Annotated in this window: 12 protein-coding genes and 1 pseudogene; 7 read left to right on the forward strand and 6 right to left on the reverse strand. The window is 72.1% G+C overall.

Annotated features, from left to right (window positions below; all coding sequences use genetic code 11):
• Positions 1 to 40 precede the first annotated feature (40 nt).
• Entirely contained in the window at positions 41 to 2884 is a 2844-nt protein-coding gene (locus AB0447_RS18220; protein ID WP_366477687.1) for a LuxR C-terminal-related transcriptional regulator, read from the forward strand.
• A 53-nt stretch (positions 2885 to 2937) separates the two neighbouring features.
• Positions 2938 to 3471, forward strand: coding sequence for a chloramphenicol phosphotransferase CPT (cpt, locus tag AB0447_RS18225; RefSeq protein ID WP_366477688.1), 534 nt, complete (start codon positions 2938 to 2940; stop codon positions 3469 to 3471).
• Here cpt and AB0447_RS18230 read toward each other — a convergent pair.
• Positions 3464 to 4912 (reverse strand): hypothetical protein, encoded by a 1449-nt coding sequence (locus tag AB0447_RS18230; protein WP_366477689.1) that lies wholly within the window; start codon positions 4910 to 4912, stop codon positions 3464 to 3466. The two genes, cpt and AB0447_RS18230, sit on opposite strands and share 8 nt — an antisense overlap.
• Positions 4909 to 5481: a hypothetical protein gene (locus AB0447_RS18235; protein ID WP_366477690.1), complete on the reverse strand. Its 573-nt coding sequence runs from the start codon at positions 5479 to 5481 to the stop codon at positions 4909 to 4911. The genes AB0447_RS18230 and AB0447_RS18235 overlap by 4 nt, the downstream gene beginning before the upstream one ends.
• Positions 5482 to 5586: 105 nt before the next feature.
• Here AB0447_RS18235 and AB0447_RS18240 point away from each other — a divergent pair.
• Positions 5587 to 6008 (forward strand): annotated as a pseudogene (locus AB0447_RS18240) (VOC family protein).
• On the opposite strand, the gene AB0447_RS18245 reads toward AB0447_RS18240, so the two are convergent.
• Both AB0447_RS18245 and AB0447_RS18250 read right to left on the reverse strand, forming a co-directional pair.
• Complete coding sequence (locus AB0447_RS18245) at positions 5927 to 6529, reverse strand: maleylpyruvate isomerase N-terminal domain-containing protein (protein ID WP_366477691.1); 603 nt, start codon at positions 6527 to 6529, stop codon at positions 5927 to 5929. The pseudogene AB0447_RS18240 and the gene AB0447_RS18245 sit on opposite strands and share 82 nt — an antisense overlap.
• Complete coding sequence (locus AB0447_RS18250; RefSeq protein WP_366477692.1) at positions 6447 to 7388, reverse strand: LysR family transcriptional regulator; 942 nt, start codon at positions 7386 to 7388, stop codon at positions 6447 to 6449. Before AB0447_RS18250 ends, AB0447_RS18245 begins: the two co-directional genes overlap by 83 nt.
• 199 nt (positions 7389 to 7587) lie before the next feature.
• On the opposite strand from AB0447_RS18250, the gene AB0447_RS18255 reads away from it, so the two are divergent.
• A complete protein-coding gene (locus tag AB0447_RS18255) occupies positions 7588 to 8154 on the forward strand; it encodes a DUF6817 domain-containing protein (protein WP_366477693.1) in 567 nt (188 codons plus the stop codon).
• Here AB0447_RS18255 and AB0447_RS18260 read toward each other — a convergent pair.
• Both AB0447_RS18260 and AB0447_RS18265 read right to left on the reverse strand, forming a co-directional pair.
• On the reverse strand, positions 8141 to 8506 hold the full coding sequence (locus AB0447_RS18260; protein WP_366477694.1) for a hypothetical protein: 366 nt from the start codon (positions 8504 to 8506) through the stop codon (positions 8141 to 8143). The two genes, AB0447_RS18255 and AB0447_RS18260, sit on opposite strands and share 14 nt — an antisense overlap.
• Positions 8507 to 8570: 64 nt before the next feature.
• Positions 8571 to 10223 carry a PucR family transcriptional regulator ligand-binding domain-containing protein gene (locus AB0447_RS18265; RefSeq protein WP_366477695.1) on the reverse strand — a complete coding sequence of 551 codons (1653 nt, stop codon included), beginning with the start codon at positions 10221 to 10223 and terminating at the stop codon, positions 8571 to 8573.
• A 249-nt stretch (positions 10224 to 10472) separates the two neighbouring features.
• Between AB0447_RS18265 and AB0447_RS18270 the strand changes: the two genes are divergently transcribed.
• From AB0447_RS18270 to pucD, 3 genes are read left to right on the forward strand one after another with little or no spacing between them, the layout of a single operon-like run.
• Entirely contained in the window at positions 10473 to 11366 is an 894-nt protein-coding gene (locus AB0447_RS18270) for a xanthine dehydrogenase family protein subunit M (RefSeq protein WP_366477696.1), read from the forward strand.
• A 2-nt stretch (positions 11367 to 11368) separates the two neighbouring features.
• Positions 11369 to 11974: a (2Fe-2S)-binding protein gene (locus AB0447_RS18275; RefSeq protein WP_366477697.1), complete on the forward strand. Its 606-nt coding sequence runs from the start codon at positions 11369 to 11371 to the stop codon at positions 11972 to 11974.
• A 2-nt stretch (positions 11975 to 11976) separates the two neighbouring features.
• Positions 11977 to 14367, forward strand: a complete 2391-nt coding sequence (pucD, locus tag AB0447_RS18280; protein ID WP_366477698.1) for a xanthine dehydrogenase subunit D — start codon at positions 11977 to 11979, stop codon at positions 14365 to 14367.
• Positions 14368 to 14387: the final 20 nt, after the last annotated feature.

Genomic DNA, 14387 nt, shown 5'->3' on the forward strand with positions numbered 1-14387 from the left:
GTGGTCACAGCCTCTCCCGGCCGGGGTACGGTCCGCCTCCGTGCTGACCACGGAAACCACCACGGATAATGAGTCGGTGTCCAGTCCTGTGATATCCGCTCGTGAAGCCGACGTGCTCGCGCTGCTCGGGGAACACCTCAGCAACGCGGAGATCGCCGCCCGGCTGGTCATCTCCGTACGCACCGTCGAGTCCCATGTCTCCTCGCTGCTCCGCAAGTTGGAGGTGCCGGACCGGCGGGCGCTCTCCCGGCGCGCGGCCGAACTCGCCCGCGCCGAGCAGTCGCGCCCGGTACCCGCCCTTCCGGCACCGCTGACCGCGTTCGTCGGCCGGCTACGGGAACGCGCGGAGCTGGCCGAGGCGGTGAAGGTGCGCCGGCAGGTCACCGCGGTCGGTCCGGGCGGAGTGGGGAAGACGCGGCTCGCGCTGGCGGTGGCAGCGGAGGCGGCCGGCGACTTCGCCGACGGGGTGTGGTTCGTCGACCTGGCCCCGCTCACCGATCCGGCGCGGGTCGGGGCGGCGGTCGCAGCGGCCGTCGGTGTGGGGGAGCAGCCCGGGCGCGGCATCGACGAGGCGGTGCTGGCCGCGCTGGCGGACCGTCAGGCGCTGCTGGTGCTGGACAACTGCGAGCAGGTACGCGACGGGGTGGCGCCGTTCCTGGAACGGCTGCTCGTGGCCTGCCCGCGGCTGCAGGTGCTCGCGACGAGCCGGGCCCGGATGATGGTGCCGTTCGAGTGGGTCTTCCCCGTTCCGCCGCTGTCCTGGGCCGACGGCGGCGATTCGGAGGCTGTGACCCTGTTCATGGAACGGGCCGCGGCGGTCGGCCGGCCGCCGGATCCGACGGAACGCGACCGGATCGCGGCCATCTGCGAACGGCTCGACGGCATGGCCCTGGCGATCGAGCTGGCGGCGGCACGGTGGCCCACGCTCGGACTGGACGGTCTCACGGCCGGCCTCTCCGACCAGCTGCGGATCCTCGCCGGCGGACCCCGCGCGGACGACAGGCACCGGTCCGTGCGGGCCGCGCTGGACTGGAGCCACGACCTGCTGGAGCCGCCGGACCGGGCGCTGCTGCACCGCATTTCGGTGTTCGTCATGCCGTTCACCGCCGAAGCGGCCACCTCGGTCGCCGCCTTCGCCCCGCTGGATCCGGCCGCCGTCGCCGACGGGCTCGGCAGACTTGCCGAACAGAGCCTGCTCACCGCGACACCGTCCGCGACCGGCACCCGGTACCAGGCGCTGGAAACCATCCGCCAGTACGGGACCGAGCGGCTCGCCGAGGCCGGTGAGCTGACCGACGTGCGATCCCGCCACCTGGGGTGGTGCCTGGCCGGCGCGGCCGCCCTCACCGGAGCCGAAGGCGCGGACTGGCGCGCCCGGTTCGACGCGATGGCCGAGGACATCCGAGCCGCCCTCACCTGGGCCGCCGACCAGCCGGACCAGCGCGTGGACGCCTACCGCCTCGCCCTGTCCATGGCCGAACTGACCTTTACCCGCAACCTGCTCGGCGAAGCCCAGCAGCGGTACGAGCAGGCGGCCGCGCTCGCCGGCGACGCCGCCGGTGCCGCGGCGCTGCGCGAGGCCGCCGGGGTGGCCGGCTGCCGCAGGCTCGGCGACGACATGTTCCGCCTGCACCGTGCCGCCGCAGAGGCCGCCCGCCGGGCCGGCGACACCGCCGGCGCCGGCCGCGACCTGGCGGCCGCCGCCACCGTCGCGTACCGCTTCTCCAGCGAGTTCACGCGGATCCCCGACGTGGACGAGGTGACCGCCGTGCTCGCGGCAGCACGACAGCTGTCCGGCGACGGCGACGGCGACGGCGACCCGGCTGCCGGGGCGGCCGTCGCGCTGGCCGAGGCGGCGGTGATCGCGGATGCCTTCGGCGCGGTCCAGGGAGCTTCGGACAACACGGTCCAGGAGACGGTCGGGTACGCCGAACGGGCCGTCGGACTCGCCCGGCGGGCGGGCGACCCGGTGGCCGAGTCCGCCGCCCTCGACGCGCTGTCCGGCGCCCGCAGCTGGGCCGGTGAGTCCTTCGGCGCCGCGGCCGCCGCCCGGCGCCGGATCGACATCCTGGCCTCCGTACCCGGCACCCCCGGAAGCACGCACGAGCGGATGGACGCGCTCGCCATGGCCGCCGGAACCGCCCTCGGCGTGGGGGAGCTGCAGCAGGCCCGCCGGTGGGGTAGGCAGCTCGCCGACCACCCGCTGCTGGCCGAGGTGGGCCACCACGCCACGTCCTGGCTCCTGGTCGCGGACGCGTTCGCGGGCCAAGCCGACGACGTGCTCACCGGCAGCGGGAGGTTCCTCGACGCGTGGAAACGGAGCGGCCGGCAGCGGTCGTTCTCGCTCGGCCCGGCCGCCGCGTCGGTCGCAATGATCCACGGCTTGCGCGAGGACCACGACGCCCGGGCAGACTGGCTGGCGATCGTCGACCGGGTGGGCACCGCAGCGGAGCACCGCCACGGCTACGGTGCGGTCTTCGACGCCATGGTCCTGCTCCACCACGGGGACCCGGAAGCGGCCCTGGAGCGGGTCGCACCGGAGCCGGACCAGGTGTGGAAGTGGGTGTGCTGGATCTGGCTGCACTGGTACGTGGCGCTCCGCGCGGAGGCATCGGTCCTCGCCGGGCACCCGGACGCCCGGAACCGGATCGACGCCGCCCGGAGCCTGGTCACCGGCAACCCCGTCGCCACCGCCCAGCTGGACCGGGCGCAGGCGCTGCTGGACGGCGACCTGACGCGGCAGCTCGCCGCCGCGGCGGCATTCGACGCGGCCGGCTGCCCCTACCAGTCGGCGCGCACACTGCTGCTCGCCGGGGGCGAGCACGCCGCTGCCGGCACGGCCGTGCTCGCCGGCCTGGGTCTGGCACCCGCGGCCGTCCGGTAGCCGAGCGCCGATATTCGTTTCGTGTCTCGCGGAGGCGCCCCTACTGTGGCGCGGTGACAACTCGGATGATCATTCTCAATGGTGGTTCCAGCTCGGGGAAGTCCGGGATCGTGCGGTGCCTGCAGGCCGTACTGCCCGATCCGTGGCTGGCGTTCGGGGTCGATTCGTTCGTCGACGCCATGCCCGCGAAGATGCAGGCGTCGGAGGCGGGGCTCGACATCGCGGCGGACGGCCGGGTGAGCGTCGGGGCGGACTTCCGGGCGCTGGAGGAGGCCTGGACCGAGGGCATCGTGGCGATGGCCCGGGCGGGCGCCAGGATCGTCGTCGACGACGTCTTCCTCGGCGGAGCGGTGTCCCAGCAGCGGTGGCAGAAGGCCCTCGGCGGACTGGCGGTGCTGTGGGTCGGCGTCAGGTGCGAGGGCGAGGTCGCCTCCGGCCGCGAGATTTCACGAGGAGACCGGGTCCCGGGAATGGCCGCATTGCAGGCGGATCTGGTGCACCAAGGGGTGATCTACGACCTGGAGGTCGACACGACGCATGCCGAATCCCTGGAGTGCGCGCGAACCATCGCCGCCCACGTCAGCTGAGCGACGGATCAGCCCGGTCCGGGTGGGCCGCGGACACCGCGGCCAGGAGCTCGGGCAGCGTACCGGGGTAGTGCCGCAGGAGGGGGTAGAGCGCTGCCCACCGCCCGGCGGGGCCGCGGCCGGCGGCCCAACGGGCCAGCAGGGCCGCGGTCTCCACGTGGAGGGCCGCGCGACCGCTCCAGGCGGCGCGGGAGACGTCCGCCCAGCCGGAGGCCTGGCCGACCCAGGAGGTCAGCACGCTCGCCGGGCGGACGAGCGGGACGGCCGCGGAGGCGGGCAGCTGCCCGCGCTCGATCACCGCGGCCAGGTGGGCGAGGGTGGCGGCGGCCGGGTCGGTGCGTGCGTCGAAGGCGACGGGCATCGTCCGCAGGGCGTGCCGCGCCGCTTCGGCGCTGTCCCCGAACGGGCCGGTGTCGCCCGGCGGTTGCCATTCGGGGACCCAGTGGGAGCGGGGCGGCCGGTAGGGCTCCGGGACCGCGGGTTCGGGTGCGGGCGGCAGGGGGCGGCCCGGGCGGGCGGGCCGACCGGTGCGCAGCACGACGGCGACCTCGGGCGGGCAGTCCGGACGCGAGCGCAGCAACTCTGCGGCCGTGCGCGGCAGCCGGCACCCGAGGCGGGCCGCCGCGACCAGCCGCCAGTCGATCCGGTACGGCTCCGCGAGGATCGACTGCATGGCCCGCCGTGCCCGCCAGGGCTGGTGGTCGGCCCGGTGTGCGGTCCGCAGACGGCGCAGCAACGCACCGGTACCGAGATGGCGTTCGGCCGCCGTGTCGAGAAACGGTTCCGGTTCGGCCTCGGCGCAGGCCGCGACGACCTCGGCGTCGACCGGGTCGTCGTGTCCGGGCAACGCGGCCGCGAGTTCACGGACCCGGGCCGTTCCTCCGGCCGCGCGTACGGTGGCCCAGGCAGCGGCCCGTACGGTCGGCCGCATGTCGCCGCGCGGGTCCAGGAGCGCGGCCGCCGCGAGCTCGGGGTCGGCGGACAGCAGGGCGCGCCGGTGGTGGCCCGGATGGTACGAGCGGCCCGCCGCGGTGGCGTGCGGGTCCCGTACCCGCAGCAGGCACACCGTCTCGTAGTCCAGCCGGTGGTTGTCCCGCAGCGCGGCGTCGATCTCGGGCTCGTCCAGTGCGAACAGGGCCCGCTGGGTGTCACCGCTGCCGACGGTGAGCGCGAGTGCGGCCCGCAGCCGGGTGCCGCCCAGGCGCACGACGGCCTCCGTGACGGGGGTGGGCGGATCGAAGCCCATGAAGAAGAAGGCGGGATCGAGCCCGACCCAGGCGTCCAGGGCGTCGGGACGCTGGTGGTAGGGGAGCAGGGTGGCCAGGCAGGTCAGGTGGAAACGCACCGTCATCCGCTCGGTCTGGGTCAGCTCTCCGCCCGGCTGCCCCTGCCCCTGCCCCAGGGCTTGTTCCTGCACCTGCTCCTGCGGCGCGGCCGTCACCGGGACCTTCCGTCCCGGTGGTACGGGCCGGAGAATTCCCGCAGGGTCTGCTCGTACCGGCCGCCGAAGTCCACGCGGGTGACGTCCTTGAAGCGGAACCTGCTCGGGGTGCTTCGCCATTGCGCCTCCGTGTCGACCTCGCGGATCCGGAGCGACTTGGGCCGCAACTCCGTCACCTCACCGATCCAGCAAGCGTCAGGGACCTGGCGTTCCGCGTGCAGGGAGATCAGGCCGAAGCCACGCGAGGCTGCGTCCGCCAGAGCCGGCAGGCCGTCCAGCGGAACCGCCGGTACGGGCGCCCGTACCGGCCACTCTCCCCGGCGGCGCAGTGCCCTGACGGTCAGGCAGGTTTCGTCGCCGCGCCGTCGGACCTTCGTGATGTCCGCAGTGCGTACCGCCGCCCAGCCGTCGAGCTGGATGTCCTTGCAGACCGCCATCAGGGTCCACTCGGTGCCCGTGCCGACGACGAAGCCCTCGAGCCGCTCCGCACCCGGCATCGACCGCCGCAGGCGCACCAGTGCACCCGAGCCCACTGCCTCGTCGAGCCGGGCTCGGATCTTATCGTTCATGACGGAAGATCCTGCCCGGTCACGGCCGCCGGGGCATCCCCATTTCCCGAGCGGCCACGCTCGGGCGCGGAGGCCGCACAGAACACCGATCGGCCCGGAGGTGCCGTGTCCCCGCAGATGAAGTTGACCGCGATCACACTCGACTGCCCTGATCCGCCGGCTCTGGCGCTGTTCTACCAGCAGGCCACCGGCCTCGAACCCCACCCGGAATCAGACGCCGACTTCGCCGGTCTCAGCGGTGAGGACGGGCTCTTCATCGGCTTTCAACGGGTCGACGACCACCGGGCTCCGAGCTGGCCGGACCAAACCGTTCCCAGCAGTTCCACCTCGACTTCGCGGTCGAGGACCTGGACGAGGCCGAGGCCCGGCTGCTGGAACTGGGCGCGGGCAAGCCGGATCACCAGCCGGGTGGGGAGAGGTGGCGGGTCCTCACCGATCCGGCCGGTCATCCCTTCTGCCTGGTCGCAGGCAAGCGGCGTCGAGACGCTTCGCCGGGCGGGTGTACGGAGCCCCCGCCGGTCGGGTGAGCGCCGGCGGACCGCAGTGATGCCGGAGGCGATGGCGCGACCGCGGCAACGGGGGACCGGTACGGCCGGGTCAGCCTCCGCTGCCGGAGGCCCGGCCCCTGCCGGGAGCCGGGGGCAGCGGCCACGGCCCGGGCGGCTCGGGAACGGGACGGCCGGCGGCGAGGGAGGCCTCGGGCAGGCGCCCGCTGAGCCAGCCGAGAAAGGACGTGATCGGGCGAGGAGTGGGCACCGGTACGCGCCACGGTCAGCAACCACACGTAGGCGTCCATGCCCCGGGCCACGTGGGAGACGACGTGTCCCCGGGGCCACGCCGGCAGCGCCGAGGGGGCACACATGTCCGCGTCCGGCAGGGCGCTGAGAGTCGAGACGAACCGCGCGCCGGAGCGGACGATCTCGGCGATCGAGCGTCCACGTCCCCGTGGCTTCCGGGCCGGTCGCTCATGACGCCGAACGCACCGAGCCCGGCGCGTCTGCGCCCTCCGCGACGGCATCGGGCGCGGTGCAGCTACCGGCCACGGCATCGGCGAAGGCCCGTGCCAGGGGCGAGAGAGAGTCCCAGCTACGTACCGCCCAGCCCGCGGTGAGGACGGGGAGGGCGGGAATCGGGACCAGGCGCAGGTTCGGGTGTCCGGAACCCTGCCAGCCCGGCAGGGCGGGGACGACGGCGTGTCCGAGACCCAGTTCGGCCAGGAGTATCGCGGTGTCCCAGTCGGCGACGCCGGTGTCGAAGACCGGCCGGATACCCGATGCGGTCAGCCAGGAGTCGAGATGGGAGCGGGAGGTCGATCCCTCGGGGAGGCCGATCAGCCGGGCACCCTCGAGGTCCTCGGGTTCGATCAGCGGTCGAGCCGCCAGAGGGTCACCGGCCCGGACGGCCAGCACCCAGGGGAGCTCGATGACGGGGCGCTGTTCGATGCCCCGGACCGGTGTGCCGAGCGTGATCCAGGCGAGATCGAGACCGCCGACGGCCAGGGCGTCGAAGCAGCTGCGGCTGGAGTTCTCGGTCCGGAATTCCAGGCTCACCCGGGGGAAGCGCTGCCGGAATTCGACCACGGCCGCGGACATGAAGTGCCGGACCGTGGTGGCCCCGGTGGTGATCCGGACCGAGCCCCCGTCGCCGCGCACGAGCTCCTCGATCCGGCGCAGGGCGTGGTCGATGCCAGTGAGGCCGTCGGTGATCGCCGTGCGGAGCAGGTGCCCGGCCTGGGTGGGCGCGACGCCGCGGGAATGCCGCTCCAGCAAGCTGAGTCCGGTTTCGCGCTCGAGCCGCTTCACATGCTGGCTCACCGCCGACTGCGTACACGACAGGTCGCGGGCGACGGCGCTCAGCGAGCCGGCCTGGCACACCGCGGCGAAGACACGGAGATCATCAAGAGTCACGAGACCCAAGGTAAGCCTTGGTGGCGGCGAAGCAAACCCTAGGATTGACTTGGGTGTTGGGCCGTCTGATGATCGGTAGCGGGTCGACCCAGGGCGGCAACCCGCCTCCGCTCCTTCACGACGGTGCGCACCTGAAGGAGGGCGGGAGACGGGTGCCGACCCGACCACACGCAGAGAGACGCAGAGAGGACCACCTCCTTTGTCCACATCACCCCCGGCCCTCGCCCACGCCGTCGCGTTCCTCCGCGAGCTCGGTGCCGCAGACCTCGATCACCCGGGCGGCACCCTCCTCGCCCACCTGACACGCGTACGGGAACGCCTCGCCGCGTGGGGTGCTCGTCCCGCCCTGCAACTGGCGGGCCTGTGCCACGCGTTCTACGGAACCGACGGCTTCCCCGCGGCACTGCTGCCACTGGACCGCCGAAGTGAACTGGCCGCGGTGATCGGAGCCGAAGCCGAAGAGCTCGTGTACGCCTACGCCAGCTGCGACCGGGACGCCTCCTACCCGAACCTGGCCCGGACCGATGCCCCGATCCGGGACCGGTTCACCGGCCGCGTCTTCACCCCCGGCCCAGGGCTCAGGCGGGACTTCGCCGAACTGACCGCAGCCAACGAACTGGACATCGCCCACGTCGACCCTGACTTCCGCCTGAAGTGGGGACCCGATCTCCTCACCCTGTTCACGCGCTTCAGACCACTGCTGACCGAATCCGCCTGGGAGGACTGCCACACCGTGCTCCCCCGGGGGCAGGTCAGGCGGTGGTGAAGAGGTCCGCCTGCACCTCGTCGAGGATGAACCCGTTGTCGAAGCGGACGCGTACCGTCACGCGCTGCCCCTGCTGCTGGTAGGCGATCCATTCGGGCTCCAGGGCGCCGACCTTCTCCACGAGCTGCCTCCTGCTCTCCGTGGGCATCTGATGCCCGAAGTCATCGAGCAGCGACTTGAGCCGCACGTACTCGCGGACCTCCTGGCTCTCGTTCCGGTGCTCGACCACCTGCTCGACGGTGCCCTCGGTGCCGGCGGCCAGTGCCAGGAACCCGCCCCCCGCCACCGCACCGGAATCGGTCAGCCTGGTGTCCGCCGCCAGCTTCACCCGCCGGCCTTCCTTCAACGTCATCGGTCCTTCATCTCTCGGATCGGTCCATGCTGACCTTACCGACACGAGCGCACCGGTCGGCGAATCAGCGGGCCCTCAGGGCCGCAAGGAAGTCCAGTCTGGTCTCGAGCCGGCCCAGGTCCCGGCCGGTGAGCTGCTCGATGCGGGCGATGCGGTGGCGCAACGAGTTGACGTGCAGGTGGAGTTGGGCGGCGCATTGGGTCCAGGACGCGTCGCACTCGAGGAACCTCTCCAGCGTGGGCAGCAGGTCGGTCTGGTGGCGGCTGTCGTGATCGCGCAAGGGGCCGAGCAGACGGGCCGCGAAGGCTTGCAGGGTCTCGGCGGGGATGAGGGGCAGCAGCGACAGGATGTGCGAGGTGAGGTCGTCGGGGCCGCGTACGGTCACTTGTGCCGTGCCGCCCTCGGCGACCCGCAGCGCGGTGCGGGCATCGTTGAGCGCCCGGCGTGCGCTTTCGGCCGATCCCACCGGCGAGCTGACCCCGATGGAGATGCGGCCTGCCGGGCCGAGCCAGCGCGCGAGCGCCGCGGCGAGTCTCCGCTGGAGGGCAGCGCAGTCGAGGCCCGGTTCCGGCAGCGCGTCCGTGGGCTCCGGCACCAGTACGAAAAGTACGGCCTGTTCGCCGTCGACGGTGGCGGCGATGTCCTGCGGCGATACCGGCACCGAGCCGTCCTGTTGGACCAGGGCCTCCTCCAGGAGCACGCGCAGGGCCGGGGCGGGGATGGGGAGGGTTCCGTGCAACCCTCCCCTGGCAACCACGAACTGGCAGCGCTGCCAGGTGTCCTTCTGGCTGACGACGGCCTGCGCGGTGCTGCTCAGCCGGACGGGGATCTCGTCGGCCGGGACGCGGCTGTGCAGCAGGTCGAGGAGTTGACGGGCCAGGTCGTTCAGGGCCACCTTCGCCCGGTCGTGTGCGGATCGCGCGTCAGCGGCCAGTTCGACGATCCGGTCGAGGAGTTCCAGATCCGTCGCAGGCCAGGTCGACGTGTCGGCCTCCACGACCAGCAGCCAGTCACCCAACTCGGCGGCGTGCTCCGCCGCGGCCGACGGCCCGGCGGCGCGTACCGGTACGAGCGAGTAGGGCCGGTCCCCGATCGTGACCCGATGGGGAGCCGCCTCGCACGAGCGGCGCGCGGCGAGGTACCTCCCGGCCAGTGCCACCGCCGTCTTGGCGTGCAGCGGCGGGCGGGGCCCGGCGATCTGACGCCCGGTCGGCGACAGCAAGCGCACGTCGAGGCCGAGGCTGTGCCGGAGGAGCTCCAGTACGGAGTCCGGGGCGCTCTGGTCCATGAGGAGCCGTCGATGGCGTTCGACCACGGCGGCGAGGTCGCCCGCCTGCCCGCCGTGCAGACGGCGCAGAACGTGCTCGGTAATCGCGCTGAACGATGTTTCCGGTCTCACGGCAAGGAGTGGAAGGCCGTGGCGTCGGCAGGCGCGTACGAGGTCGTGCGGGACGAGTCCGTGTGCGGCTTCGCCGGCGGCGAGGGCTGTGACGCCCGCCTGATCGAGGATGCGCACAAAGCCCTCGGCGTCTCCGTCCTCCCGCCACCACGCGAGTTCGGTCAGGACGAGTTCACCGCCGGTGAGGAAGCGCCCGGGGTCGGCCAGGTCGATGGTGGGGACGGCGCGTATGGCGCGATCGAGCACGCTGTCGGCGCCCTGGCCCACGAGCAGAAGCAGCCCCAGTTCGTCGATGTCCAAGAGTTCGCGCAGTCGCATGATCGCCACTCTCTCACGCCCCCCGCTGCTTCCGGAACACGTATCGCCGCAGTTCAACGGCGTGATGCGGTGGGAAAGAACGGTGGTCCACAGGCGACGGAGAAGCCTGCTTTGAGCGATCGGTGACTGCCTCGCCCCCTTGATCGAGCTGTCTACTTCTGTGCATCCGGCGGACGGAGGCTTCGGGCCCCTGGCTCGAAACGAACGCCCCATCACGACCGAACCGACACGAAGAGAGGAGAGCCGCTCATGGACTTCCTTCGCCCAGCCGCCTGGGAGGAGGCGCTCGCCGCCAAGGCCGAGCACCCCACGGCCGTGCCCATTGCGGGTGGCACCGATGTGATGGTCGAGATCAACTTCGACCACCGTCGCCCCGAGTACCTCCTGGACCTCAACCGCATCGCCGAGCTCCGGAAGTGGCACGTTGACAAGGAGACCGTCCGGCTGGGCGCCTCCGTGCCGTACACCGCGATCATGGAGAACCTGCGGGCCGAGCTCCCCGGTCTCGCGCTCGCCTCGCACACCGTCGCCTCGCCGCAGATCCGCAACCGCGGTGGCGTCGGCGGGAACCTCGGCACCGCCTCGCCGGCCGGTGACGCGCACCCCGCGCTGCTCGCCGCCGGCGCCCGGGTCGAGGTCGAGTCGGTCCGCGGTCCGCGCCTGATCCCGATCGACGAGTTCTACACCGGCGTGAAGCGCAATGCGCTCGCCCCGGACGAGCTCATCAAGGCCGTTCACATCAACAAGGCGGACGGCCCCCAGCAGTACTCCAAGGTGGGCACGCGGAACGCCATGGTGATCGCCGTGTGCGCCTTCGGTATCGCGCTGCACCCGAAGACCCGCACCGTACGCACCGGCATCGGCTCGGCGGCGCCGACCCCGATCCGGGCGCGGGCTGCCGAGGAGTTCCTGAACGCCGCGCTGGAAGAGGGCAACTTCTGGGAGTCCGGCAAGGTCATCACCCCGTCGATCGCCAAGCAGTTCGCCAAGCTCTGCTCCGGCGCCGCCAACCCGATCGACGACGTCCGCGGCACCGCGAGCTACCGCCGGCACGCGGTCGGCATCATGGCTCGCCGTCAGCTCGTCTGGACGTGGGAGCGGTTCCGCGGCGCGAACGGCCGCTCGCTCGAAGGAGCTGCGTAACCGTGCGCGTCAATTTCACCGTCAACGGCCGTCCCCAGGAAGCGGACGACGTCTGGGAGGGCGAGTCCCTTCTGTACGTCCTGCGCGAGCGCCTGGGCCTGCCCGGCTCCAAGAACGCCTGCGAGCAGGGCGAATGCGGATCCTGCACCGTCCGCCTCGACGGAGTGCCCGTCTGTTCCTGCCTGGTCGCGGCGGGGCAGGCCGAGGGCCGCGAGGTCGTGACGGTCGAGGGCCTCGCCGACCACGCCGAGCAGCGTGCCGCGTACGGGGGTCGCGGCACCGACGGCGGCGGGGGCACCTCCTTGCAGGACCCACAGCAGCGGTCCGCCGAGGGCACCGACTCGCAGACCGGTGAGGGGAACGAACTCTCCCCGATCCAACAGGCGTTCATCGACGCCGGCGCCGTGCAGTGCGGCTTCTGCACCCCGGGTCTCCTGGTCGCCGCGGACGAGCTCATCGAGCGCAACAGCAGGCCGTCCGACGCGGACATCCGCGAGGCGCTCTCCGGCAACCTCTGCCGCTGCACGGGCTACGAAAAGATCCTGGACGCGGTCCGCCTGGCCGCGACCCGCCAGGAACGACAGGAACGACAGGAAGAGGCGGTCTGATCATGGCTGGCACCACCACCGGTATCCCCACCAACGTCACCCAGGGCTCCCGGACCAAGGGCGGTATCGGCGAGTCGACGCTGCGCCCGGACGGCACCCTGAAGGTCACCGGCGAGTTCGCCTACTCCTCGGACATGTGGCACGAGGACATGCTGTGGGGCCAGATCCTGCGGTCCACGGTCGCCCACGCCGAGATCGTGTCCATCGACACCTCCGAGGCCCTCGCGATGGACGGTGTCTACGCCGTCATGACGTACGACGACCTGCCGGCCGCGATGAAGTACTACGGCATGGAATTCCAGGACACCCCGGTACTGGCCCACGGCAAGGTCCGTCACCACGGCGAGCCGGTCGCCCTCGTGGGCGCCGACCACCCGGAGACCGCGCGCCGCGCCGCCGCGAAGATCAAGGTCGAGTACAGGGAGCTGCCCCTCATCACCGATGAGGCCTCGGCGATCGCCCCCGATGCCGTGCGAGTTCACGAGAACCGCGACGACCACCACTCCGGTCACGTCCCGCACCCGAACATCGTGCACCGCCAGCCGATCATCCGCGGCAACGCCGACGAGGCCGCCGAGAGGGCCGACGTCATCGTCAAGGGCGAGTACACCTTCGGCATGCAGGACCAGGCCTTCCTCGGCCCGGAGTCCGGCCTCGCCATCCCCGCCGAGGACGGCGGCGTCGACCTGTACTGCGCCACCCAGTGGCTGCACTCGGACCTCAAGCAGATCGCCCCGGTCCTCGGCCTGCCCGAGGAGAAAGTGCGCATGACGATGGCGGGCGTCGGCGGGGCGTTCGGCGGCCGCGAGGACATCTCGATGCAGATCCACGCCTGTCTGCTCGCGCTGCGCACGGGCAAGCCAGTCAAGATCGTCTACAACCGGTTCGAGTCCTTCTTCGGGCACGTCCACCGGCACCCGGCGAAGCTCTACTACGAGCACGGCGCCACCAAGGACGGCAAGCTCACGCACATGAAGTGCAAGATCGTGCTCGACGGCGGCGCCTACGCGTCGTCCACGGCCTCGGTCGTCGGCAACGCCGCGTCCCTCTCGGTCGGCCCGTACGTCATCGACGACGTCGACATCGAGGCGATCGGCCTCTACACCAACAACCCGCCCTGCGGGGCCATGCGCGGCTTCGGCGCCGTCCAGGCGTGCTTCGCGTACGAGGCCCAGATGGACAAGCTGGCCGCCAGGCTGGGCATGGACCCGGTGGAGTTCCGGCAGAAGAACGCGATGGAGCAGGGCACCATCATGCCGACCGGGCAGCCGGTCGACTCCCCGGCCCCCGTCGCCGAGCTGCTGCGCCGCGTCAAGGCCCGTCCGCTGCCGCCGGAGCGCCAGTGGGAGACCACCGGCGGCGTCGACGTCCGTGCGCTGCCGGGCGGTCTGTCCAACACCACCCACGGCGAGGGCATCGTCCGCGGTGTCGGCTACGCGGTCGGCATCAAGAACGTCGGTTTCTCCGAGGGCTTCGACGACTACTCGACCGCCAAGGTGCGCATCGAGGTCGTCAACGGCGAGCCCGTCGTGATGGTCCACACGGCCATGGCGGAGGTCGGCCAGGGCGGCGTCACCATCCACGCGCAGATCGCCCGTACCGAGCTGGGTGTCACGCAGGTGACCATCCACCCGGCCGACACCCAGGTGGGCTCGGCCGGTTCGACCTCCGCGGGCCGCCAGACGTACATGACCGGCGGCGCCATCAAGAACACCTGCGAACTCGTCCGCGAGAAGGTCCTGGAGATCGGCCGGCGCAAGTTCGGCTCGCACCACCCGGCGTGGGCCACGGCCGAACTGCTCCTGGAGGGCGGCAAGGTCGTCACCGACGGCGGCGAGGTCCTCTCCACCCTCGTGGACGTCCTGGAGGACGAGGTCGTGGAGGTCGAGGAGGAGTGGCGGCACCGCCCCACCGAGGCCTTCGACCTCGTCACCGGCCAGGGCAACGGCCACGTGCAGTACTCCTTCGCCGCGCACCGCGCGGTGGTGGAGGTGGACACCGAGCTCGGCCTGGTCAAGGTCATCGAACTGGCCTGTGCCCAGGACGTCGGCAAGGCGCTCAACCCGCTCTCCGTCGTCGGACAGATCCAGGGCGGTACCACCCAGGGCCTGGGCGTCGCGGTGATGGAGGAGATCATCGTCGACCCGAAGACCGCGAAGGTGCGCAACCCCTCCTTCACGGACTACCTGATCCCGACCATCCTCGACACCCCGACCATCCCGGTCGACTACCTCGAGCTGGCGGATCCGAACGCGCCGTACGGAGTGCGCGGCATCGGTGAGGCTCCGACCCTGTCGTCCACTCCGGCCGTCGTCGCGGCGATCCGGAACGCGACCGGCCTAGAGCTCAACAGGACGCCGGTCCGCCCCGAGCACCTCACCGGGGGCATCTGACCGACACCTTTCCGGGGCGC

Source organism: Streptomyces sp. NPDC051211 (assembly GCF_040689505.1).
Taxonomy (GTDB): Bacteria; Actinomycetota; Actinomycetes; order Streptomycetales; family Streptomycetaceae; genus Streptomyces.

What these genes read in the sequence shown, in the direction of transcription:
- AB0447_RS18235 (WP_366477690.1), bottom strand. Translation starts at nt 5,481, where the DNA reads ATGAACGATAAGATCCGAGCCCGGCTCGACGAGGCAGTGGGCTCGGGT.
- pucD (WP_366477698.1), top strand. Translation starts at nt 11,977, where the DNA reads ATGGCTGGCACCACCACCGGTATCCCCACCAACGTCACCCAGGGCTCC.
- AB0447_RS18265 (WP_366477695.1), bottom strand. Translation starts at nt 10,223, where the DNA reads ATGCGACTGCGCGAACTCTTGGACATCGACGAACTGGGGCTGCTTCTG.
- AB0447_RS18270 (WP_366477696.1), top strand. Translation starts at nt 10,473, where the DNA reads ATGGACTTCCTTCGCCCAGCCGCCTGGGAGGAGGCGCTCGCCGCCAAG.
- AB0447_RS18260 (WP_366477694.1), bottom strand. Translation starts at nt 8,506, where the DNA reads ATGACGTTGAAGGAAGGCCGGCGGGTGAAGCTGGCGGCGGACACCAGG.
- AB0447_RS18245 (WP_366477691.1), bottom strand. Translation starts at nt 6,529, where the DNA reads ATGCCGTGGCCGGTAGCTGCACCGCGCCCGATGCCGTCGCGGAGGGCG.